The sequence below is a fragment of the Parapedobacter sp. 2B3 genome, from assembly GCF_041925275.1.
Taxonomy (GTDB): domain Bacteria; phylum Bacteroidota; class Bacteroidia; order Sphingobacteriales; family Sphingobacteriaceae; genus Parapedobacter; species Parapedobacter pyrenivorans_A.
In genome coordinates, this window is the sequence record NZ_JBHEUZ010000002.1 from 38,121 (window position 1) to 62,408 (window position 24,288).

Annotated in this window: 25 protein-coding genes; 24 read left to right on the top strand and 1 reads right to left on the bottom strand. The window is 50.6% G+C overall.

Going from position 1 to position 24,288, the window contains the following annotated elements:
• The first annotated feature begins 13 nt into the window (after window positions 1-13).
• The 4 genes from ACEVG1_RS02615 to fabD all read left to right on the top strand — a co-directional run bounded on the left by ACEVG1_RS02615 (window position 14) and on the right by fabD (window position 4,883).
• Window positions 14-1,240 (top strand): M16 family metallopeptidase, encoded by a 1,227-nt coding sequence (locus ACEVG1_RS02615; RefSeq protein ID WP_374742001.1) that lies wholly within the window; start codon window positions 14-16, stop codon window positions 1,238-1,240.
• Between the two features lie 237 nt (window positions 1,241-1,477).
• Window positions 1,478-2,953: a Gfo/Idh/MocA family protein gene (locus tag ACEVG1_RS02620; protein WP_374742002.1), complete on the top strand. Its 1,476-nt coding sequence runs from the start codon at window positions 1,478-1,480 to the stop codon at window positions 2,951-2,953.
• 28 nt (window positions 2,954-2,981) lie between these two features.
• Window positions 2,982-3,908: an alpha/beta hydrolase gene (locus tag ACEVG1_RS02625; RefSeq protein WP_374742003.1), complete on the top strand. Its 927-nt coding sequence runs from the start codon at window positions 2,982-2,984 to the stop codon at window positions 3,906-3,908.
• A 90-nt stretch (window positions 3,909-3,998) separates the two neighbouring features.
• Entirely contained in the window at window positions 3,999-4,883 is an 885-nt protein-coding gene (gene fabD / locus ACEVG1_RS02630; RefSeq protein WP_374742004.1) for an ACP S-malonyltransferase, read from the top strand.
• Here the strand turns inward: fabD and metK are convergent.
• Window positions 4,878-6,131, bottom strand: coding sequence for a methionine adenosyltransferase (metK, locus tag ACEVG1_RS02635; protein WP_374742005.1), 1,254 nt, complete (start codon window positions 6,129-6,131; stop codon window positions 4,878-4,880). The two genes, fabD and metK, sit on opposite strands and share 6 nt — an antisense overlap.
• 156 nt (window positions 6,132-6,287) lie before the next feature.
• Between metK and ACEVG1_RS02640 the strand changes: the two genes are divergently transcribed.
• The 20 genes from ACEVG1_RS02640 (at window position 6,288) to nuoL (ending at window position 24,284) form a co-directional block, all read left to right on the top strand.
• On the top strand, window positions 6,288-7,166 hold the full coding sequence (locus ACEVG1_RS02640) for a diacylglycerol kinase family protein (RefSeq protein ID WP_374742006.1): 879 nt from the start codon (window positions 6,288-6,290) through the stop codon (window positions 7,164-7,166).
• 66 nt (window positions 7,167-7,232) lie between these two features.
• Entirely contained in the window at window positions 7,233-7,574 is a 342-nt protein-coding gene (locus tag ACEVG1_RS02645; RefSeq protein WP_374742007.1) for a translation initiation factor, read from the top strand.
• Window positions 7,575-8,018: 444 nt separating this feature from the next.
• On the top strand, window positions 8,019-8,849 hold the full coding sequence (locus ACEVG1_RS02650) for a MotA/TolQ/ExbB proton channel family protein (protein WP_374742008.1): 831 nt from the start codon (window positions 8,019-8,021) through the stop codon (window positions 8,847-8,849).
• 76 nt (window positions 8,850-8,925) lie between these two features.
• Window positions 8,926-9,552, top strand: a complete 627-nt coding sequence (locus ACEVG1_RS02655; protein ID WP_374742009.1) for an ExbD/TolR family protein — start codon at window positions 8,926-8,928, stop codon at window positions 9,550-9,552.
• 39 nt (window positions 9,553-9,591) lie between these two features.
• Entirely contained in the window at window positions 9,592-10,152 is a 561-nt protein-coding gene (locus tag ACEVG1_RS02660; protein WP_374742010.1) for an ExbD/TolR family protein, read from the top strand.
• A 25-nt stretch (window positions 10,153-10,177) separates the two neighbouring features.
• A complete protein-coding gene (locus ACEVG1_RS02665; protein ID WP_374742011.1) occupies window positions 10,178-11,011 on the top strand; it encodes an energy transducer TonB in 834 nt (277 codons plus the stop codon).
• Window positions 11,012-11,287: 276 nt separating this feature from the next.
• The gene (locus ACEVG1_RS02670) at window positions 11,288-12,199 is read left to right on the top strand and encodes a PstS family phosphate ABC transporter substrate-binding protein (protein ID WP_374742012.1); all 912 of its coding nucleotides are present in this window, start codon (window positions 11,288-11,290) and stop codon (window positions 12,197-12,199) included.
• A gap of 27 nt (window positions 12,200-12,226) precedes the next feature.
• Window positions 12,227-13,960 carry a tetratricopeptide repeat protein gene (locus ACEVG1_RS02675; protein ID WP_374742013.1) on the top strand — a complete coding sequence of 578 codons (1,734 nt, stop codon included), beginning with the start codon at window positions 12,227-12,229 and terminating at the stop codon, window positions 13,958-13,960.
• A gap of 97 nt (window positions 13,961-14,057) precedes the next feature.
• Window positions 14,058-14,435, top strand: a complete 378-nt coding sequence (locus tag ACEVG1_RS02680; RefSeq protein ID WP_374742014.1) for an NADH-quinone oxidoreductase subunit A — start codon at window positions 14,058-14,060, stop codon at window positions 14,433-14,435.
• 127 nt (window positions 14,436-14,562) lie between these two features.
• On the top strand, window positions 14,563-15,102 hold the full coding sequence (locus ACEVG1_RS02685; RefSeq protein WP_374742015.1) for an NADH-quinone oxidoreductase subunit B: 540 nt from the start codon (window positions 14,563-14,565) through the stop codon (window positions 15,100-15,102).
• 4 nt (window positions 15,103-15,106) lie between these two features.
• Entirely contained in the window at window positions 15,107-15,613 is a 507-nt protein-coding gene (locus tag ACEVG1_RS02690; RefSeq protein WP_374742016.1) for an NADH-quinone oxidoreductase subunit C, read from the top strand.
• A gap of 6 nt (window positions 15,614-15,619) precedes the next feature.
• Window positions 15,620-16,855, top strand: coding sequence for an NADH-quinone oxidoreductase subunit D (locus ACEVG1_RS02695; RefSeq protein WP_374742362.1), 1,236 nt, complete (start codon window positions 15,620-15,622; stop codon window positions 16,853-16,855).
• Window positions 16,848-17,390, top strand: a complete 543-nt coding sequence (gene nuoE / locus ACEVG1_RS02700; RefSeq protein ID WP_374742017.1) for an NADH-quinone oxidoreductase subunit NuoE — start codon at window positions 16,848-16,850, stop codon at window positions 17,388-17,390. Before ACEVG1_RS02695 ends, nuoE begins: the two co-directional genes overlap by 8 nt.
• A gap of 5 nt (window positions 17,391-17,395) precedes the next feature.
• Window positions 17,396-18,748 carry an NADH-quinone oxidoreductase subunit NuoF gene (gene nuoF, locus ACEVG1_RS02705; RefSeq protein WP_374742018.1) on the top strand — a complete coding sequence of 451 codons (1,353 nt, stop codon included), beginning with the start codon at window positions 17,396-17,398 and terminating at the stop codon, window positions 18,746-18,748.
• Window positions 18,749-18,818: 70 nt separating this feature from the next.
• Window positions 18,819-19,835: a 2Fe-2S iron-sulfur cluster-binding protein gene (locus tag ACEVG1_RS02710; protein WP_374742019.1), complete on the top strand. Its 1,017-nt coding sequence runs from the start codon at window positions 18,819-18,821 to the stop codon at window positions 19,833-19,835.
• Between the two features lie 42 nt (window positions 19,836-19,877).
• Window positions 19,878-20,915 carry an NADH-quinone oxidoreductase subunit NuoH gene (gene nuoH, locus ACEVG1_RS02715; RefSeq protein ID WP_374742020.1) on the top strand — a complete coding sequence of 346 codons (1,038 nt, stop codon included), beginning with the start codon at window positions 19,878-19,880 and terminating at the stop codon, window positions 20,913-20,915.
• Window positions 20,916-20,939: 24 nt separating this feature from the next.
• Window positions 20,940-21,461, top strand: a complete 522-nt coding sequence (locus ACEVG1_RS02720; RefSeq protein ID WP_374742021.1) for an NADH-quinone oxidoreductase subunit I — start codon at window positions 20,940-20,942, stop codon at window positions 21,459-21,461.
• Window positions 21,462-21,488: 27 nt separating this feature from the next.
• Complete coding sequence (locus ACEVG1_RS02725; protein WP_374742022.1) at window positions 21,489-21,986, top strand: NADH-quinone oxidoreductase subunit J; 498 nt, start codon at window positions 21,489-21,491, stop codon at window positions 21,984-21,986.
• Window positions 21,987-22,316: an NADH-quinone oxidoreductase subunit NuoK gene (nuoK, locus tag ACEVG1_RS02730; RefSeq protein ID WP_374742023.1), complete on the top strand. Its 330-nt coding sequence runs from the start codon at window positions 21,987-21,989 to the stop codon at window positions 22,314-22,316.
• Between the two features lie 48 nt (window positions 22,317-22,364).
• A complete protein-coding gene (gene nuoL, locus ACEVG1_RS02735) occupies window positions 22,365-24,284 on the top strand; it encodes an NADH-quinone oxidoreductase subunit L (protein ID WP_374742024.1) in 1,920 nt (639 codons plus the stop codon).
• Window positions 24,285-24,288 lie beyond the last annotated feature (4 nt).

A 24,288-nucleotide genomic window follows, 5' to 3' on the forward strand; every position in this document is an offset into this window, starting at 1 on the left:
ATCTTGCGCCGCAATGGAGTGCGAGCTTATTCTTTTAACCAATGGTATCCGGGTTGTATTGCACCAGGTGGCATCGCCTGTGTCGCACGCCTGTATGGTAGTCAATGCGGGGGCGCGAGACGAGGAAGAGGGGCAATACGGGTTGGCCCACTTTATCGAGCACCTGCTGTTTAAACGTACCCACAAGCGGAATACCAACCAGATCCTCAATCGACTGGAGGTTGTGGGCGGCGATTTGAATGCCTATACGACCAAAGAGTACACTTGCATACATGCTTCCTTCTTGTCACCATACCTGGAGCGTACGTTGGATCTGTTTGAGGACTTATTTTTCCATTCGGTCTTCCCGGAAGATGAAATGGAAAAGGAAAAAGGGGTCATCCTCGACGAAATGGCCTCTTATCTGGATAGCCCCGAAGACGCCATTATGGATGACTTTGAAGACTTGGTGTTTGAAGGGCATGGATTGGGGCACAACATTTTGGGCACGGCTACCGATTTGCAGGCACTTTCCAAGGCAGATATCACTCACTTCATCCAGCAAACCTACAACACCCATGAAATTGTCATCGGCATCAGCGGTAATTATAAGGCAACGAAAGTCCGCCAACTGGCCGAAAAGATCATGGGCAAGCTTCCCGAAAACAACCATCGGAAGAGCCGTTCTGGACCGCCGGCCCTCGCCTCCCGGCAAGCTATCTATCGTAAGCCAATCAATCAGGTGCACCACGTAATGGGTACGAAAGCCTATGGCGTGCACGACGACAGAAAAATCGGCCTACTTTTGCTGAACAACCTGTTGGGTGGTATGGGTATGAGTTCGCGGCTCAACTTAGTGGTACGTGAGAAACACGGAATAGCCTACACGATTGAGTCGAATTACACACCTTATTCAGACACCGGCCTGTTTTATATTTACTTTGGCACCGATGAAGAAAAGGCGGGAAAGGCCCGGCGACTTGTGCTGAAAGAGCTTAGAAAGCTACGGGAACATTCGCTCGGCGTGATGCAGCTTTATCAGGCGAAGCAGAAATTCAAAGGGCAGATTGCACTGGCTGAAGAAAACCGCCTGAGCTTGATTATTTCCATGACCAAGAATCTGCTGGATTACGGCCGCGTGCAAACATTGGAGGAATTGTTCGCCCAAATAGACGCGGTGGATAGCGTGCAACTGTTGGGCATCGCTAATGATATATTGGATGAGAGCAGACTATCCATGTTGAGTTTTGTGCCTGAGTAGTGATGTATGTAAGGTGTGCCGGTTTTGCCTTTCACTGCACGATTTTTTTTCACTGCCGGGGCAAGTCGGCACTTCAAAAAAAGCAAGTCAAGAATGCACGATAGGCAATGGCTGTAGACGAGAATCAATTTCGGTTAGGTTTATCTCGGTAAATGCTATATCTTTGGCTCTATTAGCCATTTGGATCGAACCAACGGTTTTGGGGCTATAAATACATCGCAATTTTTAACGTTAATTATGAGAAAAAACAGGTTATCAGGCAAGGGTTCCACCCGCAGGGATTTCATCAAGACGGGTGCTGCCGCCGCCGCAGGTTTCATGATTGTTCCGCGTCACGTATTGGGCGGAGCGGGCTTTGTCGCCCCGAGCGACAAGTTGAATATAGCTGGCGTAGGAGTTGGTGGTAAAGGCCACTCGGATGTGAAAAATGCATGGAATAAAGGCAAGGAAAATATCGTTGCGCTGGTGGATGTTGACTTGAACCTGGGCAAGAAATGTTTCGATGACTTCCCCAACGCGAAGCGCTACCAGGATTACCGGAAGATGCTGGACGAGATGGGTAAGGATATCGATGCGGTGATCGTATCGACGCCGGACCACACCCATGCGATTGTCGCGCTGACGGCCATGGAGATGGGCAAGCACGTGTACGTGCAGAAGCCGCTGGCACACAGTTTGCACGAGACACGCGTGCTGACAGAGGCGGCGCGCCGTTACAAAGTGGTGAGCCAGATGGGCAACCAGGGTGCCTCCAACCCGGCACAGCTGCAATTGGTGGATTGGTTTGACAAGGGGCTGATTGGCGATGTGCACGAAGTGCATGTGTGGACGAACCGACCGATATGGCCGCAGGGCATCCCCTTCCCCACGCAGAAGGAACGGGTGCCGGACCACCTGGACTGGGACCTTTGGGTGGGTCCTGCTGAGTGGGTCGATTACAGCCCTGCGTGGCACCCCTTCAAATGGCACGGTTGGTGGAATACCGGCACGGGCGCCCTGGGCGACATGGGCTGCCATTTGATCGATTCGCCGTTCCGCACGCTGCGGTTGGGCTACCCCACCGAAGTGGAGGCAAGTGTTGGCCAGGTGTTCCTGAAAGACTGGACGCCGGAATACATCCCGCAAGGGTGCCCGCCATCGTCGGCCATCCAGCTGAAATTCCCAGCGACCAGCCACAACAAATCGGAAGTAAAGATGACCTGGTACGACGGAGGCATCCGTCCGTTCCACCCGGACCTGATCCCGGCAGACGATCCACTGGGCGATGGTGATAGCAGCAACGGCGTGATCATGATTGGTTCGAAAGGGGTGATGACATGCGGTACGTATGGCAACCGGCCGATGCTGTACCTGAAAGGGGGAGAAAAGCTTACCTTGACCGAAGGTGCCTTCAAGAACAGCTATTCGGACCTGCCTGAATTTGGCCACCAAGTGGCATGGACTGATGCTTGCAAGGCAGGATTCAACAGCAAGGCACATAAATCGTTGACCTCCTCGTTCGACTATGCTGGGCCAATGACGGAAACGGTCATCATGGGCAACCTGGCCATACGCAGCTACATGCATTTGGAGCCAAATGCCGATGGCAACGGATCGAGCTTCAGCGGCCGCAAGAAGCTGCTGTGGGATGGAAAGAACCAACGGATTACCAACTACGAACCGGCCAACCAGTTCGTGAAGCGCAAATACCGCGAAGGGTGGAGGCAAGTGTAATCACTTGCCCCCATTTAGTTGAGAAGGCATGAAAACGCCAGGAGCGATTTCCAAAACCATAGCCGTGGCATTCGGATGGTTCGCGGCCATCCATTTGGGGCTTGCTCAGCAACGATTGCCACTCTATCCGGATGGTGTGCCTAATGCGAAAGCGGCTGAAAACCTCGAGCGCAATGAGCCAAATGCATTGGTGGATAGCCTAGCTTTCGACGTGTCGGAGCCTAAAATGGAGCTGTTTTTGGCGCCTCAAGACCGGGCGACAGGCACTGCGGTGATCGTTTGCCCTGGTGGTGGCTACCATACCTTGCTAACCAAACGTGAGGGAAGCGACGTGGCCCGGGCATTCAACCAACTTGGCGTAACGGCTATCGTATTGCGTTATAGGTTGCCTAACGATCGTATTATGGTAGACCGGAGCATCGGTCCGCTGCAAGACCTGCAGCAGGCTATCAAAACGGTTCGCGAGCGTGCCGGCGAGTGGCGGATTGATCCGCAGCGTATCGGCGTAATGGGTTTTTCTGCCGGAGGGCACTTGGCTGCTACGGCGGGAACACACCATGCCGATGTGTACATCGCCAATCCGGAACACACCAGCCTGCGACCCGACTTTATGTTGCTCATCAATCCGGTAATTAGTTTTATGGATTCGGTAGGCCATGTCGGATCGCGCGGAAATCTGTTGGGAGACCGTCCAAACGATAAGCAGCTCTTTTATTTCTCTAACGAGCTGCATGTAGATGCATCGACCCCACCTACTTTTCTGGTGCATTCAGGGGACGACGAGGTAGTCCCGGTAGAAAATAGCTTCTATTTTTATCGCAGCCTCCGGCAACATCATGTCGTGGCAGCCATACATATTTATGCGAAGGGAGAGCATGGCTTTCTTACCGCACCATCAGTTGACGAATGGTTTGGCAGATGCATATATTGGATGGAGCAGCTCGGACTGAAGTAACACGCCGTTGGCCATGGTTATTTTCGCATATTCCTCTATCTTTGCTGTTGCATCCGTGCACGGACGATGCAAATAAACTAGAACGACGACATGAAGAAAGCGTATATTTTTCCCGGGCAGGGGGCCCAGTTCGTAGGGATGGGCAAAGACCTATACAATCATAGCGAAGAAACAAGATTCCTGTTTGAGCAGGCCAATGAGATTCTCGGCTTCCGGATTACGGATGTGATGTTTGGCGGTACCGACGAAGAACTCAAACAAACGCGGGTTACGCAACCGGCTATTTTTTTACATTCAGTGATTTTGGCGAAGGCACTGGGAGCTTCTTTTGAGGCCGATATGGTGGCGGGACATTCGTTGGGCGAATTTTCGGCTTTGGTATCTGCGGGAGCTCTTGGTTATGAAGATGGGCTGCGCTTGGTGGCCGCGCGGGCAAATGCCATGCAGAAAGCTACCGAAATCCAACCGTCGGCCATGGCAGCGATTTTAGGGCTCGACGATTTCACGGTGGAGGACATTTGCCAGCGGGTGAGCGAGGTGGTGGTTCCGGCCAATTACAATTGCCCGGGACAACTGGTTATCTCAGGTACCGTAGCAGGTGTAGATAGCGCCTGCGAACTGCTGTTGGAAGCAGGGGCCAAGCGGGCACTAAAGCTGAATGTAGGCGGGGCGTTCCACTCGCCGTTGATGGAAGCTGCTAAAGTAGAGTTGCAAGCGGCCATAGAATCGGTAACGATAAGCGAGCCAGTATGCCCTATTTACCAAAACGTGGATGCCAAAGCATATACCGATCCGGCGTCGATAAAGCATAATCTCATTGAGCAGCTTACCGGACCAGTACGATGGACACAAACGATACTACATATGATCGAAGATGGGGCCAGCTCGTTTACGGAGGTCGGACCGGGCAATGTATTGCAAGGGCTGGTCAAAAAGGTGGACCGCCAAGCAGAAACAGCCGCCGCTGTACTATAGGCCGAATGCGGTTTTTACCTTATCAACGTAATCCAGCTTTTCCCATGTGAATAGTTCGACAGCGATGGTGGTTGTTTTCCCATTGCTGTTTTCAAACGTCTTGGTCACGCTGCGGGGTTCGCGCCCCATGTGGCCGTAGGCTGCCGTCTCCGAATAGATGGGGTTGCGCAGCTTGAGGCGTGTTTCGATGCCGTAAGGTGTCATATCGAACAGTTCATGGATTTTTCGGGCAATTTCACCATCCGTCAAACCCACGCGGGCCGTACCGTACGTGTTGACATAAATGCCAATCGGGTCCTTCACGCCGATGGCGTACGATATCTGCACCAATAATTCGTCGGCTACTCCGGCAGCAACCAGGTTCTTGGCAATGTGGCGGGTGGCATAAGCTGCTGAACGGTCCACTTTGGAGGGGTCCTTACCCGAGAAAGCACCGCCACCATGCCCCCCCTTGCCGCCATAGGTATCCACGATGATTTTCCTTCCGGTCAGTCCGGTGTCTCCGTGGGGGCCGCCGATTACGAACTTGCCCGTGGGGTTGATGTGGTATTTGATATCGTCGGTGAATAATTGCTGGAGCGCGGGCTTCAACTGCGCTTTTACCCGCGGGACCAGGATGTGGATGATATCTGATTTGATCTTTTCGAGCATGGCCGCTTCGTTGTCAAAGTCGTCGTGCTGGGTAGATACCACAATCGCATCGATACGGACGGGTTTATGGTTGTCGTCGTACTCCAACGTCACCTGTGCCTTCGAGTCGGGCCGCAGGTAAGTGATTTCCTTCTGCTCACGGCGCAGGGCGGCGAGCTCGTACAGCAACCTGTGTGCAAGGTCGAGCGCCAATGGCATGAGGTTCTCCGTCTCATTGCTGGCGTAGCCAAACATGATGCCTTGATCGCCAGCACCCTGTTCCTGCTTCTCCTCGCGGTCTACGCCTTGGTTGATGTCGGGCGACTGCTCATGGATGGCGGAAAGGATGCCACATGAATTGGCCTCAAACATGTATTCGGATTTCGTGTATCCAATACGTTCGATGACCGAACGTGCAATTTTGGGTACATCAAGGTATATCTTAGATTTGACTTCACCGGCCAGTACGACTTGTCCGGTAGTGACCAACGTTTCAATGGCTACCCGGGAATCGGCATCCCATGCGAGGAAATTGTCAATGAGTGCATCGGATATTTGGTCGGCAATTTTGTCGGGATGTCCTTCGGAAACTGATTCTGAGGTGAATAAATAAGGCATGTACAAATATATTTGAAGCTGCAAAGCTACGATACTTTTGTGTTTTTCAAAATGGAAATAAAGGGGCGGTTTGTGTTAAGTTTGTAATAAATTATGGCTCCGGTCTATGCAATGTCCCGGCAATGCTGGTACATTTGTAGAGAATATAGCTACTGCATGGCGAAGAAGCGACGGATTTTGTTTGTGGTTAACCCGATATCGGGGGGACGGAAAAAGAAAGGCTTCGAGAAACGGGTGTTGGCCGATCTCGATACCGCATCGTTCGATACCGCATTCGCTTTTACGGAGTTTGCGGGCCATGCGAATGCGCTGGCAGCCGAAGCGGTAGCAGACGGGGCGGAGGTGGTGGTGGCCGTAGGAGGAGATGGCACTATCAACGAAATAGCTACTGCCCTGACCGGTACGGAGACTGCTCTCGGTATTATTCCGGAGGGCTCGGGCAATGGATTGGCACTGTACTTAGGTATCCCGTTGAATGAGCGGGCGGCCATACGACGGCTGAACAGAGCTGAGCATATAACCATTGATAGCGGTACCATAAACGGGCTTCCGTTTTTCAATATGGCGGGTATCGGGTTTGACGCCTCCGTCAGCGATCGGTTCGCGAACGACAATATGAGGGGGCCGCTCGGTTATATGAAAGCGGTGGTTAGTGAAATCAGTACCTACAAGCCAAAAAAATACCAGTTGGATATCGATGGACGGACGATAGAGCGCGAGGCCTTTATGGTCAGTGTTGCCAACTCGCCCCAATACGGCAACAATGCTTACGTGGCACCGCAAGCGTCCGTAACCGACGGTATATTGGATGTTTGTATTATCCATAAGTTTCCATTATATACGATTCCGATGATGGTGTATCACCTTTTTAATAAGACAGCCGATCAATCGGAATATGTGGAAATCATCCCCGGTAGGCGGATCCGCATAGAACGGGAGGCCGCTGATGCGGTACATGTAGACGGCGAACCCAAGGAAATGGGAATGGTGTTGGATATTTTAGTAGAACCGGCTACCTTGCGGATACTTTGCTGAAGCGAGGTACATTAGGCAATTTATTAGGAAAACCATCGTTTAGTAAGACATGGAGTTTAGGGATTTATGAAAAGGAAACAGCGCTACACGGGTATTGTATATTCAACGGATGAGCATTTCGCTTATGATGAGCCGGAAGCGGGCGACGTGGAAACGTTGCCGAACCGGCAGCAAGACCTGCGCGTGATGCTGGATCGGAAAATGCGTGGTGGGAAGACCGTTACGCTGGTGAAGGGTTTCGTGGGTTCTGCCGCCGATTTGGAAGCGTTGGGCAAAAAGCTCAAACAAAAATGTGGGGTGGGGGGGAGCGCTAAAGACGGTGAAATTATCGTGCAGGGCGATTTCAAGCAACGTATCTTGCAACTCTTATCGGATGAAGGATACCAGGTAAAACCCGTGGGGGGATAAGCCGCAAACAACGAACGTAACAATGATAACATACGAGCCGACTGGGCGGAATGATAGCGGAGTTGGTTTAAATGATTGGGTGCTAACAGATTGATGGGTGGTGAAAGAAGGAGCTTTATCAAAATAAATGTATAAATGCCGTTTGTGTATTGCTAAAACCAATTTATTTGAATGTTTAATTTGCAATTACAAAAAAAAATAGTTTTCATTGTAAAAAAATTGCTTTTGGATTACTAGAAGCGGGTTTTGTTTAGGGTGTGCTGATGCTGCTGCTGCGTGCCCCTAGCATGTTGAGAGGTTACTAAACAATTATTGGCAAAGATTTTATAATTGGTTTAAAACACTATATTTGCTTTGGCCGTTAGGACGGCCAACCATGGAATAAATTGCATAAATTACATAAAAAATCATAGTTAACAACATTTAAGTCTAAAATTCAGAAAAATGGCAAACGCACCAAAAACAAGTACAGCACAACAAGAAAAAAGCAATTCGAGCTCGAATGTCTTTGCAAGTCTGGCAATCATCATCTGTTTCATAATCGGGGCATTGGTTTGGAAATATATCATGGGCGACCCAAACAACTTTATCGACAATGACCCCGCTAACCAACCGAAACCCGGAAACTATTTTGGCATGGTTTACCACGCTGGTTATGTGGTTCCTGTACTGTTGGGCCTGTTCCTCATGGTGTGGGTTTTTTCAATCGAGCGTTTCATCGTGATCAGCCGCGCTTCCGGTAAAGGCAATGTGGGTAACTTTGTACGCCGTGTGCAATCGTTAATCGGCGGTGGAAACATCGATTCGGCTATCTCGGAATGCGACAAGCAGAAGGGCTCTGTTGCAAACGTAATCAAAGCAGGTCTCTTGAAATACAAAGATGTGTCTGCTAACCCGAACCTGGACACCGAGCAAGCCACCGTAGCTATCCAAAAAGAAATCGAGGAAGCGACGGCGTTGGAAATGCCGATGCTCGAGAAAAACCTCACCATTATCGCTACATTGGTATCCATCGGTACGCTGACCGGTCTATTGGGTACAGTAACCGGGATGATCCGGGCATTTGCTGCGTTGGCAACGGGTGGTTCACCAGATTCGGCCCAATTAGCAAACGGTATCTCCGAGGCCTTGGTAAATACGGCTACGGGTATCGCTACCTCGGCAATTGCCATCGTATTCTACAATATCTTTACGTCAAAGATCGATACGCTTACCTACTCGATTGATGAGGCTGGCTTTTCCATTGTACAAACATACGCGGCTAGCCACAAATAGCATATTTTCATCCGGTTTTATGGAAAGCCGGATGAAAGTGCATCTTATCAATAAATAGTAATTAAAGAGTAACGCTATGCCAAGGGCAAAAGTTAAAAGAACAAGTACGGCGATAGACATGACGGCCATGTGCGATGTGTCCTTTCTGCTGCTCACATTTTTTATATTGACGGCGACAGCAAGGCAGCCAGAGCCACTGGAAGTAGACACGCCGGCGTCTGTGACGCAGGTGAAGGTTCCGGATGAAAACCTTGGATTGATTACCGTCGGCGATGACGGGAAGATTTTCTTCGGCGTCAAAGGCCGCGATGTCAAAGAGCGTATGCTGCAATTGATGTCAGAGAAGTATTCCATACCGTTTACCGCAGAAGAGACCGCACGTTTTGCCGTGATGGAAACATTTGGCGTGCCGATGGGGAACCTCAAGGAGATCATCAACATGGATGCCAACGACCGGGTTCGAGAAGGGTTACAGCCGGGCATTCCGTCCGATTCGACCAAAGAGCTTTCCAACCAGCTGTTCCATTGGATATATTCCGCTCGGGTGGCCACCAAAGAACTGAAAGATCAGGAGATGCGGCTTTCAATCAAGGGGGATGCTGAGGAGAAGTACCCTTCTATAAAGCAGGTAATCGATGTTTTGCAAAGCCAGAATGTGAATAAATTCAGCTTAATCACAGCTTTGCGTAGCAGTGATTTCTAGCGGGGAGGGTTTTTGTTAACAGTTTAAGATTTTAATGCAATGGCAGAATTAAATCAAGATAGTGGTGGCGGTGGGAAAAAAGGTGGTAAGATAAGGAGTAAGAAGGCCGGAGGACGGGTGGATCTTACCGCGATGGTAGATCTGGCTTTCCTGCTGATTACGTTCTTCATGCTTACAACATCCCTCAACAAGCCGAACGCCATGGACGTGGCGATGCCGGATAAGAATGAAGAAGATCCCGAAGATCGATTGGAGGTTGCCGACAACCGTACGATGACCCTCCTGTTGGGCTCCGATAATAAAATCGAATGGTACATGGGGACTTATAGCGAGCCCATTGAAGGACCGGAAATTGTTGGTTATGGGAAAGATGGGATACGCCCTCTCCTGTTGGAAAAATTGAAACAGGTGCCGCAAATTACCGGCGATCCGGAAAAGGGGCTCATCGTGGTGATACGGCCTAGTGATAAGTCCACCCACCGTAATCTCGTGGATATCCTGGATGAGATGAATATTGTGGAAGCTAAGCAGTTTACAATCGGAACCATCAGTGAGCCGGAGATTGAGGTTTTGGAGCGAGACGGCATATACAATGATTAACGATTACCACGTAAAACAATAGATTATGTTTGGTACTAAATTAGATATTTTCAAGAAGGAATGGCTCGATGTGGTGTTTGAAGGGCGGAATAAAGAATATGGAGCCTACGAGCTTCGAAAACTTTCGCCTAGGGCCACCAATATCGGAGTAGTCGTCGCTTCGGTCGCTTTCGTGGTGCTGCTCATGGCACCGGCGATAGCCAGGTGGCTCGGCGTGGACATGAAGTCGGGCGACGATATGGAAAAACTGATTGAAACAGAGGTGGTGCTTTCGGAACCTCCCCCAGTGAACGAGGAGGAACCCCCCCCACCCCCACCGGTGGAGCCGCCACCCCCACGTGTAGACCAGGTACGGATGCCGGAGATGAAAGTGGTGCCGGCCGAGCAGGTGCAGGATGAAGAACCCCCTACCGTGGAGCAATTGAAGTTGGCCGATCCGGGGTCGAAAACCATCGAAGGTGATCCCAATGCCGAAATCCGGATTGATTTGCCGGTTGGCGAAGGGGAGATTGATGCTGAGGTGACGGAGTCGAATAGTAATGAGATTTTCCAATCGGTAGAAATCGATCCGAAACCTCCAGGAGGTATGCCGGCTTTCATGGCGTGGATTGCAAAGAACTATGACTATCCGCAGGGTGCTATTGAGGCTGGCGTGAACGGCCAGGTGCAGGTATCGTTCGTCGTAGAACGGGACGGTAGTTTGACGGATATCAAGATTGTCCGCGACTTAAAGTACGGCACGGGTGAAGCGGCAGTGAAGTTGCTCGGGAAAGCTGCCAAATGGAGCCCCGGTGTTCAGAACGGAAGGCCTGTACGGGTGGCGTACACCCTGCCTATCCGGCTTAACCTCCAACAGTAGAATTGGTGTCGCACGATTACAGAGATAATAATGGCAGACAGAAATCGCCCACAAAGCGGTTTCTGTCTGTTTTGGGCCTGTTCATGTTTGGCTTCTACCTAGTGTTGGGGTTGGTGGTAATCTTTTGGAAAGATTTCCCCTTGGCACTGGATAGCACCTATCGGATACTATTCGGAATACTATTGGTGGTTTATTCATTTTTCCGGTTCGTACGGCTTTGGCAAAGCCGATAGTAGCGGAGGGATACGGAAAAAAAAGGGTTATTTTTTCATAGCTATGAAAAAATTAGTATTATTACGGCACATTTTTGGTCTTTTGGTTCTTTTTGGGGCATGTAACAACCCGCATCCAAAGGAGAACCAAACCATCGTGGGCGGTAAGCTGCAAGTACTGGTGGATGAGACATTGCTTCCGGTTATGGAAGAGCAAGTGGCGGTTTTTGAACACTTGTATAAACAAGCAGACGTGGCGTTGTCTGCGGCTCAGGAAAACCAGATCGTAACCAAACTTGTGAATAACGAAGTAGCGGTTGTGGTGCTCACCAGACAGTTGAATAGTGAGGAAATGACGTTCTTTGAAGCCCGCCAGTTTCAGCCTAGGGTGTATCAGTTTGCTCAAGATGCTTTGGCGTTGGTTATAAACAAAAACAGCGCCGATTCGGCGGTGACCGTAGATGATATCATCCGGGTGATGCAAGGGAAAGAACCTGTGGGGCATGTAAGTCGGCTGGTGTTCGACAATCCAAATTCCAGTACGGTGCGTTATTTGAAAGAACTGGCCGGCGTAGATTCGCTGCCAACCGAAGGGGTATATGCACTGAAGTCGAATAGCGAGGTGCTGAAATACGTCTATGAAACGCCAAAAACGATCGGTGTGTTGGGGCTAAGTTGGGTAGTGCGGCTAGACAGCACGCTTCAACAGTACGCCGATGGCATAAAGGTGATAGGTGTGCGTAACCAAGTCGGCAAGCCGGGATCGGATGGTTTTTATAAGCCTTCGCAATCGAATTTGGCCGAAGGGATTTACCCGCTGTCGCGTTCGGTTTACATTATCAACGCAGAACCCCGGAAAGGTTTAGGCATGGGGTTTGCAGCGTTTCTAACAGGGTTGTCCGGACAACGGATTATCCTGAAGTCGGGCTTAATGCCAGATAGCCTGCCGCCGAGGGAATTGATTATTAGGAAGTAAATAGATTAAACACTTAATAGAGTAAAAATGATGAAAAAAGCAATGATATGGGGTATATCCCTTGCTTTTGTGGTTACGGGAGTACAGGCGCAAAGCTTGGACGATGCGAAGAAGGCGATTGATGCGGAGCAGTTTGCCAAAGCCAAGCAAATGTTAGAGACGCTTGTGAAGAACAAGCCGAAGGATGGTGAGAATTACTTTTACTTAGGGCTCGTATACATACATAACGAGCACTTGGATTCGGCAAAAGTCTTTTTCGACCAAGGATTGACTGCTGATCCAAAGAATAACCTGAATAAGGTTGGGCAGGGAATCATCGAATTGTATAGCGGTAAAGAGACTGCCGCAACTGCTAAATTTTCGGAGGCGACCGCTAAGCTAAAGCGGAAAGAATACCTGGAATTATACCACATCGGTAGAGCGTATATAGACGCGCCAGAACCTAATTACCAAAAGGCCGTCGAGTACCTGGACCAGGCCAAAGCGAAAAATGCAACAGACCCAATGATCCCGTTGGCTTTGGGCGACGCATATTTCGGCTTGGAAAGTGCCAGCCCAGCGTATGTAAACTACCGGGATGCGGCACTGCTAGACGATAACCTGACCCGTGCAAAGGTACAGTTGCAGGTGATTACCCGCTTATCCCATGCATGGCAGGAGGCAATTGATGGTTTGAAGCAGATAGCTACGGAGGTGCCTGATTATGCACCGACATACCGCGAACTAGCCGAAACATACCACGCATGGGCCAATACGGCCACGACCATTGATGATTATAACGCGCGTAACCGCGAGGCGGTGACGTTCTATAAGCAATATATGGATAAAACCGACTATACGGTGGACTCGCGGATCCGTTATGCGGACTTCTTGGTTTATGTGAAGGATTATCAAGAGTTGCAAGTACAGGCAGCTGAGCTTGCGCAGTTAGAGGATGTGAACCCGAAGGTATTGCGTTATTTGGGGTATTCTGCCTACGAAAACAAGCAATTCCAGGAAAGTAAGGAAGCATTGGATAAGCTGTTTACGCGCATGGAGGCCGAGCGTATCATCCCACGCGATTACCTACATTTGGGCCTGTCCGATATCAAATTGGCAACCCAAAGTAATCCGACTGATGAAGCATTATTCAATGAGGGTATTGCCCAGTTGGAGAAAGCGGTGGCAGCGGACTCATCCATCGCTGATGATCTGAACGATGTAGGTAAGGAAATTTTCGGCGATAAGAGATTTTTGGATGCCTCGAAGGTATTTGAAATCGCGGCATCTACCCCAGCATCGCGCAACTTTATCTACGATAATTTCTACCTTGGATATGCTGCCTACTATGCCGTAGCAACGAAGCCGGTAGCCCAGCGGGGGCAGGCAGAAACGGAGCTGCTGCATAAAGCGGACACGGCTTTCGGTGTGGTCATCGAGAAAGCACCTACCACGCAGGATGCGTACTTGTTCCGTGCAAACGTGAACAACCTATTGGATGATTCTGAAAATCCCCAAGGTCTTGCCGAGCCTTATTTCTTGAAATATATCGCCATGGTAAAGGAAAAGGGGGATGCTGAAATTCAGAAGAATAAAGCCAGATTGATTGATGCGTATAGCACAATCGCCGTGGTTAGCGTGAAGCGCGGCGAATACCAGAAGGGACGTGACCTAATCAGTGAGATCCTGAAACTCGATCCGGAGAATGCTTGGGCCAAGCAAACCCTGCAATTTTTGGAGCAGGAAACCGCTACGCCAGCCGCTGATTCTGCCGGTAGATAGCCCTAACGGTTAAATAATGAGTTTGATAAAGCGCTAGTTTCCGAATTAGCGCTTTATTTTTTAGTTTTGCCGTACATTAATACAGTATACAGACACGATGGAATCGGAATTATTGAGTACCCCCCAGGATTATTTGCCCATATTGATCCAACTGATCGTCGCGGCGGGATTTGGCGTGGGAACAATCATCATTACGCACCTCATTGGACCCAAGGTAAAGACCGAAAATAAGCTGGGCGCGTTCGAGTCAGGTATAGAGGTCATTGGAAATGCCCGTCAGCCGTTTTCGATAAAATACTTTATCGTGGCAATCCTATTCGTCATTTTTGATATCGAGGTCATTTTCATGTATCCTTGGGCAGTCAATTTCCGCGAATTCGGCTTATCCGGACTGATTGAAATGTTTGTGTTTATGGGGCTGTTGTTGCTTGGATTCATCTATATCATCAAGCGGAAAGCATTGGAATGGGACTGAATCACCAAACGTTAGAACGTTTCTAAATAATATAATTCACCCGATAAGCACCTAATATATTGTAATTTTGTGACTCGTCTATACTGTGATATAGATGAGTTTTTTTTGAGGTAAGACCGGAGTAAGCATGAGTGATATTAAATTGGCGCCTGCGCCACCAGGTGTAGAGGGGTCGGGTTTTTTTGCGACGACGCTGGACAAAGCCATTGGATTGGCGAGGGCCAATTCGTTGTGGCCGCTTCCGTTTGCGACGTCGTGCTGTGGTATCGAGTTTATGGCCACGATGGGTGCTACGTATGATTTGGCCCGATTCGGAGCGGAGCGGCCAAGTTTTTCGCCGCGGCAGGCCGACATGTTGCTGGTGATGGGTACCATCGCCAAGAAGATGGCGCCTGTGCTTAAACAAGTATATACACAGATGGCCGAACCCCGGTGGGTAATTGCCGTTGGCGCCTGTGCGTCGAGCGGCGGAATATTCGATACCTACTCGGTTTTGCAGGGTATTGACGAGGTAATCCCCGTCGACGTATACGTACCGGGATGCCCGCCCCGGCCGGAGGCCATTTTGGATGGCGTGATGCGGTTGCAGGAAATCGTGAAGAACGAATCGCTGAATAGGCGCAATTCGCCGGAATACAAGGCTTTACTCGACAAGTACGGAATATAGACCAATGGCTAAACTCAATAATAACACGGTATTGCAACGCCTTAAGGGTCGGTTTGCCGACGATGTGATTCGTAACGTAACGGAACCTTTCGGCTTGCTGACAATCGAAACCGATACGATGCAGATTTTGGATGTCCTTGAGTTTCTGAAAACCGACGCAGCATTGCAGTTTGGGTATTTGACGGATATTACGGCAGTGCATTACCCCGGCTTGGAAAATGAGTTTGCGGTGGTCTACCATGTGCACAGCTTGGTGAACAACGTGCGCATCCGCATCAAGGTATTCCTCAAAGGCGGATACCCTGCCATCCCCACGGCTACCGTGTTGTGGGATGGTGCCAACTGGATGGAACGCGAAACCTACGATTTTTTTGGGATACAGTTCGTGGGGCATCCCGATCTGAGGCGGATATTGAACGTGGACGATATGGAGGTATTCCCCATGCGGAAAGAGTATCCATTGGAAGACCCCAACAAGATAGATAAGAAAGACTATTTCTTCGGAAGATAAGATATGATGAGCGATTCGGTTTCCAAAATATCGGGCAATAAACCTGTTTTCAGCGACAACGACCCGCAAGACGAGTTGTTTACACTCAATCTCGGGCCTACGCACCCCGCAACACATGGGGTGTTCCAGAATGTCCTTCAAGTTGATGGAGAGCGTATTGTCACTGGTGTTTCCACCATCGGATATATCCACCGTGCATTTGAGAAAATAGCCGAACACCGGCCCTATTACCAGATCACACCGCTTACCGACCGCCTTAACTATTGCTCTTCGCCCATCAACAACATGGGCTGGCACATGACGGTGGAAAAGCTGCTCGATATCGAGATACCCAAGCGGGTCCAATACATGCGGGTAATCGTCATGGAATTGGCACGTATCACCGACCATATCATCTGTAATGGGATTCTGGGGGTGGATACCGGTGCATTCTCCGGTTTCCTCTATGTGTTGCAGGAACGGGAGTTTATTTACGAAATCTACGAAGAGATCTGCGGGGCACGGCTTACGACCAACATCGGCCGGATCGGTGGGTTCGAGCGGGACTTCAACGAGACGGCTTTCGCCAAGATTCGCGAATTCCTGAAACGCTTCCCACCTGTGCTGAAGGAGTTTGAAGAACTTTTTAACCGTAACCGGATTTTTATCGACCGCACGGCAGATGTGGCGGCGGTGGATGCCGAAACCGCATTGGGCTACAGTTGGAGCGGACCGATATTGCGGGCCACGGGTGTCGATTACGACGTTCGGGTAAACGAACCTTACTCATCGTATGAAGAGTTTGAGTTCGATATCCCCGTTGGGACCAAGGGGGATGTTTACGATCGCTTCATGGTACGGAACAATGAGATGTGGGAAAGCCTCAAAATTATCGAACAGGCGCTGGACAAGATCGAAAAGGAGCCAACGGGTATTTTCCACGCCGATGTACCCGAGTTTTACCTACCGCCCAAGGAACAGGTCTATAACAACATGGAAGCCTTGATCTACCATTTCAAGATCGTGATGGGCGAAATCGATGCGCCGAAGAACGAGGTTTACCACAGCGTGGAAGGGGCAAACGGTGAGTTGGGCTTTTACCTGATCAGCGATGGTGGCAGATCGCCTTATCGGCTGCACTTCCGTAGGCCATCATTCATCAATTACCAGATGTATGCCCCCATGAGCAGCGGGATGCTGCTCTCCGATGCCATCATCAACATGAGTAGCTTAAATGTTATAGCAGGAGAATTGGATGCTTAGTGTGAAACATAATGAACCCGTCGAGTTCACGGAAGAAATGCTGGGCAGGTTTGCCGAGATTGTAGCGCGCTATCCCGAAGGGCGGCAGAAGTCGGCGTTATTGCCGATCCTGCACGAGGTGCAGGCGGTATACGGTTGGCTGAGCGTCCCGGCAATGGACAGCGTGGCGGCTTACCTGGAGATCGAACCCATCGAGGTGTATGAAGTGGCCACCTTCTACACGATGTTTTTCTTGCGGCCGCAGGGCAAATTTGCGTTGGAGGTGTGCCGTACGGGACCATGTTGCCTGGTGGGGGCCGAACGCATCATGGCACACCTGGAGCAGCGGCTCGGTGTGAAGGAGGGCGAAGTGACTGCCGATGGACTATTCAGCTGGCGGGGTGTGGAGTGTTTGGCCGCGTGTGGTTACGGACCGGTTTTGCAAATCGGGCCGGAATATACCTTTCATGAAAACCTCACGGAAGAAAAGGTAGACGAACTGATAAAGGAACTTAAGAATAAAGCTGAAGGGCGAGAGCTGACGGCTGAAAGCTGATAATTATGGCTCGTAAGTTATTATTGACACATATCGACGTTCCAGGCATCCAAACGCTGGAAGTGTACCGCCAAAAGGGCGGATATCGGGCTGTTGAGAAAGCATTGAAGACGCTCACCCCCGATGAGGTGGTTGAAGAGGTGAAAACATCGGGCTTGCGGGGCCGGGGGGGGGCCGGTTTCCCGACGGGAATGAAATGGAGCTTCCTGGCTAAACCCGAAGGTGTACCCCGGTATTTGGTATGTAATGCCGATGAGTCTGAACCGGGTACGTTCAAAGACCGTTACCTAATGACGTATATCCCCCACGCGTTGATCGAGGGCATGATCGTGTCGAGTTATGCATTGGGTGCCCATACCTCATACATCTACGTGCGCGGCGAGATGATGCCGCAGATACGGATTCTCGAGAAAGCCATTGCTGAAGCGAAAAATGCGGGATTTCTCGGTAAAAATATCCTGGGCACCGGTTACGATTTAGAACTATATGTGCAGCCCGGCGGAGGTGCTTACATCTGCGGCGAAGAAACCGCACTGCTGGAATCGTTGGAGGGTAAACGGGGCAATCCGCGGATTAAGCCGCCTTTCCCTGCCGTATCGGGGCTTTACAACTGCCCTACGGTGGTAAACAACGTTGAATCCATCGCTGCCACGGTGCCGATCATCAACGACGGTGGCGAGGAATACGCCAAAATCGGCGTGGGGCGCAGCACCGGAACCAAGCTGATTTCTGCCGGCGGCAACTTGAATAAGCCGGGCGTTTACGAGATTGAGTTGGGGCTGCCTGTAGAAGAATTTATCTACTCCGATGAATACTGTGGTGGCATCGCCAACGGCAAGCGCCTGAAAGCGGTGGTGGCCGGCGGCTCATCGGTACCCATTCTGCCGGCCAACCTGATGGTGAAGACCGTGAGCGGTGAGTCGCGCCTGATGACCTACGAGTCGCTCGCCGATGGCGGCTTCCAAAGCGGTACCATGTTGGGGTCCGGTGGGTTTATCGCCTTTGATGAGGACCAGTGCATCGTGCGCAACACGTGGAATTTCACCCGGTTTTACCATCACGAAAGCTGCGGCCAATGTTCGCCATGCCGTGAAGGTACGGGATGGATGGAGAAAGTGTTGCACAATATCGAACATGGCCATGGCTCTTATAGCGACATCGACCTGTTGGTGAATGTTGCCAAGAACATCGAGGGCAATACGATATGTCCGCTCGGTGATGCCGCGGCATGGCCGGTAGGCAGTGCGATCCGCCATTTCAGGGACGAGTTTGAGTGGCACGTGGCAAACGGCCGGGAGGCGCAGACCCGCAACTACGGGCTAGCGCACTATGCCGACCCGTTGGAGCCGGTGGTCTGAAAGAAGAAGTTTGAATGACGAAATTAACAGGGCCGAAAGCCGATGGCTGATGGCTTAGAGCTGAGAAAAAATGGCTGAAGACGTTAAATTCAAGGTAAGTATTGATGGTATTCCGGTGGAGGTTTCTCCCGGAACAACGATATTGAACGCTGCCCGCGAGATTGGCGGTGACGTTGTCCCACCGGCCATGTGCTATTATTCCAAGTTGGAAGGCAGCGGAGGCAAATGCCGCACCTGTTTGGTAAAGGTGAGCAAGGGGTCGGAAAAAGACCCGCGCCCCATGCCGAAGTTGGTGGCGTCATGCCGCACGACGGTGATGGATGGAATGGAAGTGCAGAATATCACGTCGCCGGAAGTGCTGGAAGCACGCAAGGGCGTAGTGGAGATGCTGTTGATCAACCACCCGCTTGACTGCCCCATATGCGACCAGGCGGGCGAATGCCACCTGCAGGACCTCAGCTATGAACATGGCTTAGCAGACACCCGTTACGAATTTGAACGGCGTACGTTTGATAAGATCGATATCGGCGATAAGATACAGCTGCACATGACGCGTTGCATCCTGTGCTACCGCTGCGTGATGGTGGCAGACCAGCTTACACCGCAGAGGGTACATGGTATCCTCGGGCGTGGCGATGCTGCCGAAATCTCCACCTATATTGAAAAAGCGGTGGACAATGAGTTTTCCGGCAACATGATCGACGTATGCCCGGTGGGTGCACTAACGGACAAAACATTCCGCTTCAAAAACCGGGTGTGGTTTACCAAGCCGGTTGAGGCCCATCGCGATTGCCCCACGTGCAGCGGCAAGGTAACCCTATGGTATAAAGGGGAAGAGGTGCTGCGGGTTACGGCAAGGAAAGACACTTATGGCGAAGCCGAAGAATTTATCTGCAATACCTGCCGGTTTGACAAGAAGGCCACTTCAGATTGGGTGATCGATGGGCCTCGCGGAGTGAAACGGACATCCGTCATTTCCGCAAACCACTACGAGCAGTTAAACCCGCCGCCGGTGGTCAAAAAGAATCTGGCCTTGCAGGAGGCCAATAAGGAGCAGTTTGACCGCGTGGAACGATTGCTACCGTAGGTTGAGTTGATGTGAGCGGTTTGAAAATTGGAAGTACGATATATGGAATTGGCGTTTGTCATTGAGAAAGTAATATTAGTGAGCCTCATTTTTGTGATCACGTTGGTGATTGCGATGTATTCGACGTTGGCCGAACGTAAGGTGGCTGGTTTCATGCAAGACCGCTTCGGGCCGGATCGCGCGGGGCCTTTCGGTATCCTGCAACCGCTGTGTGATGGCGGCAAATTCTTCTTCAAGGAGGAAATCATCCCGGCCGGTGCACATAAATCGTTGTTTATCCTTGGGCCCACCATTGCCATCATTACCGCCTGCATTGGCAGTGCGGTCATTCCATGGGGGCAGGCGCTAACCATTGGCGAGCGGGTAATCGAACTGCAGGTAACCGACATCAACATCGGTGTGCTGTATATGTTTGGCGTCGTTGCACTTAGCGTGTACGGTATCATGCTGGGCGGCTGGGCCTCCAACAATAAGTTTTCATTGATGGGCGCGGTGCGCGCTGCGTCACAAAGCATCAGCTACGAGCTGGCCATGGGCCTTTCGCTGATTGCGCTGCTTATGGTTACCCAATCGCTTTCGCTGAAGGAGATTGTCGAGCAGCAATCGGGCTTTGTTAACTGGTACATTTGGGTGCAGCCATTGGGGTTCCTGATTTTCCTGATCTGTGCGTTTGCGGAGTGCAACCGTGTGCCGTTTGATCTGCCCGAATGCGAAACCGAGCTGATCGGTGGTTACAATGTGGAATATTCGTCGATGAAACTCGGGCTTTATATGTTTGCCGAGTATATCCACATGTTTGTCTCGTCGGCACTGATGGCTACGCTTTATTTCGGTGGGTACAATTTCCCCTTCATGTACGAGCTGGGCCTCTCCCAAAATTGGATTACGATTATTGGCGTAGTCGTGTTTTTTGCCAAGATATTCGCATTCATCTTTTTCTTTATGTGGATCCGGTGGACACTTCCCCGCTTCCGCTATGATCAGTTGATGAACTTGGGCTGGAAGGTGTTGATACCATTGGCCATAGCCAATATCGTGTTGACCGGGGTGATTACCATTATCAAAGACACATTTTTTTAACGAGATTTGGTTGGGGGAAACGATATGCAATCTTTAAGCAATAGAAAGAAAGTACTGGAGCAGAAGCCGATGAGTTTCTGGGAGCGTATTTACCTTCCGGCAATCTTCAAGGGCCTCGCCATTACGATCAAACATTTTTTCAAGCCGATTCCTACCGTACGGTATCCCGAGGAAGAACGGCCCTATTCGAAAAATTTCCGTGGGCAGCATTCGCTGAAGCGTGATGAGGAGGGCCGCGAGCGGTGTACCGCCTGTGGGCTGTGTGCGCTATCGTGCCCGGCCGAGGCCATCTCCATGATTTCCGCGGAGCGGCAAAAAGGGGAAGAACACCTCTATCGGGAAGAAAAGTATGCTGCCGTGTATGAGATCAATATGCTCCGTTGCATCTTCTGCGGCCTCTGCGAGGAAGCGTGTCCGAAGGAAGCCATTTACCTAGATGGTCCACACGTAGCGGCCGACTATCTCCGCAAGGATTTTATTTATGGCAAAGACAAATTGGTAGAGCCCCGGTTTGACTATAAAGAAAAACATGAACCCACAGCCTAGTTCGCTGATAACCTTTACGAAAGTAGCATGAGCGTTTTTTATTTTGTAGCCTTTTTGTCTATCTTTTTTGCGCTGATGACCATCTTCACCAAGAATCCGGTGCACAGCGTACTCTATCTTGTTATCACGTTTTTCACCTTTACAGTGCATTATATCCTCCTGAACGCACAGTTTCTCGCCGTAGTCAATTTCATTGTCTATATGGGCGCAATCATGGTCCTGTTCCTTTTCGTACTGATGCTGCTTAACCTCAATAAGGATACCGAGCCGCTTAAGTCCAACCTGGTGAAATTCATGGGTGTTATTGCGGGCATGTGTTTGTTGGTAACCTTGGCGGGAACATTCCGGTTATTGGAAGTGTCAGACCCGGTGGAGTTGAAAAACCCCGATATCGGATTGGTATCCAATTTGGGAAAAGTATTGTTCAGCGATTTCTTGCTGCCCTTTGAGATATCCTCGATTTTATTGTTGACCGCCATGGTGGGTGCGGTATTGTTGGCCAAGAACGATCCAAAAAAAGTGTAAATGGAAACCATCGTACAAAACATACAGGGTGTACCGCTCAATCATTATATCCTGTTTTGTAGTATTATTTTCGCTATCGGCGTTATGGGAGTGCTCATACGGCGCAACGTCATCATCATCATGATGTCTATCGAATTGATGCTTAATTCCGTAAACCTGCTGTTGGCGGCTTTTTCGGTGCACAGCGGTGATCCGGCGGGACAGGTATTCGTCTTTTTCATCATGGCATTGGCGGCGGCCGAAGTGGCGGTAGGTTTGGCCATCATCGTGATGGTATATCGAAATACACGCTCGGTAGATATCAATGCGCTGAATCGCCTTCGGGGTTGATTTGCCATCTGGTGATTTGAAGATTGAAGATTTGAACGATTAACAAACATGATAGATTTAATTTGGTTGATTCCACTGTTGCCACTGGTTGGCTTTCTGCTTAACGGAATTGGCAGGAATGTGTTGCCAAAACCGTTGGTTGGGCTACTGGGTAGCGGCGTGGTGCTGGCTTCGTTTCTGTTGAGTTGCGGCGTGTTCGCAGAAGTATACTCGGCCCGGCAAGCCGGTGAATCCGCAACGTTTGTCCAATCCGTTTTTGAATGGATTAACGCCGGTAGCCTAAACGTTTCACTGTCCTTCCTGGTAGACCCGCTAAGCGCTATCATGCTGCTCATCGTCACCGGCATTGGTTTTCTCATCCACGTCTATTCCATCGGTTACATGAAACACGATGCAGGGTTTGCCAAGTTTTTCGCATTCCTCAACCTATTTGTCTTCTTCATGTTGCTGTTGGTATTGGGGTCAAACTACGTGGTCATGTTCATCGGCTGGGAAGGCGTTGGCTTGTGTTCGTACCTGCTGATCGGCTTCTGGTTTAAGAACAAGGAATTTGCCAGTGCCGGCAAGAAGGCATTCGTGATGAACCGTATCGGCGACCTGAGTTTCCTCATTGCCGTATTCATGATATTCAACACTTTCGGTACGCTGGAGTTTGCAGGTGTATTTCCCCAAGCGGCCGGAATGGCCATGGGCGATACGACGTTGCTGTTGATTACGTTGCTGCTGTTTATAGCGGCTACCGGTAAATCCGCCCAGATACCGCTGTTTACCTGGTTGCCCGATGCGATGGCCGGTCCCACGCCCGTGTCGGCCTTGATCCATGCCGCCACGATGGTTACCGCCGGTATTTACATGATTGCACGGTCAAACATCCTGTTTACGCTCTCGCCGATCACCTTGCAGGTGGTCGCGGCTATCGGCATCTGCACGGCGTTGCTGGCAGCAGCCATCGCCATTACGCAGAATGACATCAAGAAAGTGTTGGCCTATTCCACCGTATCCCAATTGGGCTATATGTTTTTGGGGTTGGGCGTCGGTGCTTTCACGGGGGCCTTTTTCCACGTCATCACCCACGCTTTTTTCAAAGCGTTGTTGTTTTTGGGAGCTGGGTCTGTGATCCACGCCATGAGTGATGAACAGGACATGCGCAGCATGGGTGGTTTGAAAAAGCACTTACCCGTTACGTACGTGACCATGCTCGTTGCCACGATCGCCATCGCGGGTATACCGCCACTATCCGGCTTCTTCTCCAAAGACGAAATTCTTGCCCATGCATTTGCCGAAAATAAAGTGCTGTGGGTACTTGGGTTCATTGGGGCGTTGTTTACGGCATTTTACATGTTCCGGATGCTGTCCCTTACATTTTTCGGTAAATTCAGGGGTACGGCCGAGCAGGCCAGCCATTTGCACGAATCGCCCGCCACGATGACGGTACCGTTGATTATCCTGGCCGTGTTGTCGGCCATTGGTGGTTTGCTTAATGTGCCGTCGGCATTGGGTGGCGGGCATGCATTGGCCGACTTCCTTTCTCCGGTATTTGCAGATTCCACGGCTGTTACCGGAGCGTTCCATCTAGACCACAGTACCGAGTACGTCCTCATGGCCGTGTCGGCGGTGGCAGCAATCGTCATGGCGGTATTGGCCTACCGGCAATACGCGGTGAAGGGTGTCGTGCCCGGCGCGGACGATGCACCACGCGGATTGTTGGCCAGACTCTCCTACCATAAGTTTTATGTGGATGAGCTTTACGACGCCATCATTGTACGCCCTTTCAATGCGCTGTCGGTATTCTTCTACCGTATTGTTGACCGGGCAGGAATTGATGGGCTGGTGAATGGCTTGGGCAAGCGTGTTGGTGAGTCGAGTGGTGGAATCCGGCTTCTGCAGACCGGCAACGTGGGTTCGTATATCTTTATGATGGTCATCGCCGTCGTGGTGCTCTTGGCCTATGGTTTTTTTAACGGTTAATCGA

Coding starts and splice junctions, on each gene's coding strand:
- ACEVG1_RS02690 (WP_374742016.1), top strand. CDS start 15,107: ATGGCTAAACTCAATAATAACACGGTATTGCAACGCCTTAAGGGTCGG.
- ACEVG1_RS02645 (WP_374742007.1), top strand. CDS start 7,233: ATGAAAAGGAAACAGCGCTACACGGGTATTGTATATTCAACGGATGAG.
- nuoL (WP_374742024.1), top strand. CDS start 22,365: ATGATAGATTTAATTTGGTTGATTCCACTGTTGCCACTGGTTGGCTTT.
- ACEVG1_RS02625 (WP_374742003.1), top strand. CDS start 2,982: ATGAAAACGCCAGGAGCGATTTCCAAAACCATAGCCGTGGCATTCGGA.
- ACEVG1_RS02695 (WP_374742362.1), top strand. CDS start 15,620: ATGAGCGATTCGGTTTCCAAAATATCGGGCAATAAACCTGTTTTCAGC.
- ACEVG1_RS02675 (WP_374742013.1), top strand. CDS start 12,227: ATGATGAAAAAAGCAATGATATGGGGTATATCCCTTGCTTTTGTGGTT.
- fabD (WP_374742004.1), top strand. CDS start 3,999: ATGAAGAAAGCGTATATTTTTCCCGGGCAGGGGGCCCAGTTCGTAGGG.
- ACEVG1_RS02640 (WP_374742006.1), top strand. CDS start 6,288: ATGGCGAAGAAGCGACGGATTTTGTTTGTGGTTAACCCGATATCGGGG.
- ACEVG1_RS02710 (WP_374742019.1), top strand. CDS start 18,819: ATGGCTGAAGACGTTAAATTCAAGGTAAGTATTGATGGTATTCCGGTG.
- nuoE (WP_374742017.1), top strand. CDS start 16,848: ATGCTTAGTGTGAAACATAATGAACCCGTCGAGTTCACGGAAGAAATG.
- ACEVG1_RS02655 (WP_374742009.1), top strand. CDS start 8,926: ATGCCAAGGGCAAAAGTTAAAAGAACAAGTACGGCGATAGACATGACG.
- ACEVG1_RS02720 (WP_374742021.1), top strand. CDS start 20,940: ATGCAATCTTTAAGCAATAGAAAGAAAGTACTGGAGCAGAAGCCGATG.
- metK (WP_374742005.1), bottom strand. CDS start 6,131: ATGCCTTATTTATTCACCTCAGAATCAGTTTCCGAAGGACATCCCGAC.
- ACEVG1_RS02620 (WP_374742002.1), top strand. CDS start 1,478: ATGAGAAAAAACAGGTTATCAGGCAAGGGTTCCACCCGCAGGGATTTC.
- nuoK (WP_374742023.1), top strand. CDS start 21,987: ATGGAAACCATCGTACAAAACATACAGGGTGTACCGCTCAATCATTAT.
- nuoH (WP_374742020.1), top strand. CDS start 19,878: ATGGAATTGGCGTTTGTCATTGAGAAAGTAATATTAGTGAGCCTCATT.
- ACEVG1_RS02665 (WP_374742011.1), top strand. CDS start 10,178: ATGTTTGGTACTAAATTAGATATTTTCAAGAAGGAATGGCTCGATGTG.
- ACEVG1_RS02615 (WP_374742001.1), top strand. CDS start 14: ATGGAGTGCGAGCTTATTCTTTTAACCAATGGTATCCGGGTTGTATTG.
- ACEVG1_RS02660 (WP_374742010.1), top strand. CDS start 9,592: ATGGCAGAATTAAATCAAGATAGTGGTGGCGGTGGGAAAAAAGGTGGT.
- ACEVG1_RS02670 (WP_374742012.1), top strand. CDS start 11,288: ATGAAAAAATTAGTATTATTACGGCACATTTTTGGTCTTTTGGTTCTT.
- ACEVG1_RS02685 (WP_374742015.1), top strand. CDS start 14,563: ATGAGTGATATTAAATTGGCGCCTGCGCCACCAGGTGTAGAGGGGTCG.
- nuoF (WP_374742018.1), top strand. CDS start 17,396: ATGGCTCGTAAGTTATTATTGACACATATCGACGTTCCAGGCATCCAA.
- ACEVG1_RS02650 (WP_374742008.1), top strand. CDS start 8,019: ATGGCAAACGCACCAAAAACAAGTACAGCACAACAAGAAAAAAGCAAT.
- ACEVG1_RS02680 (WP_374742014.1), top strand. CDS start 14,058: ATGGAATCGGAATTATTGAGTACCCCCCAGGATTATTTGCCCATATTG.
- ACEVG1_RS02725 (WP_374742022.1), top strand. CDS start 21,489: ATGAGCGTTTTTTATTTTGTAGCCTTTTTGTCTATCTTTTTTGCGCTG.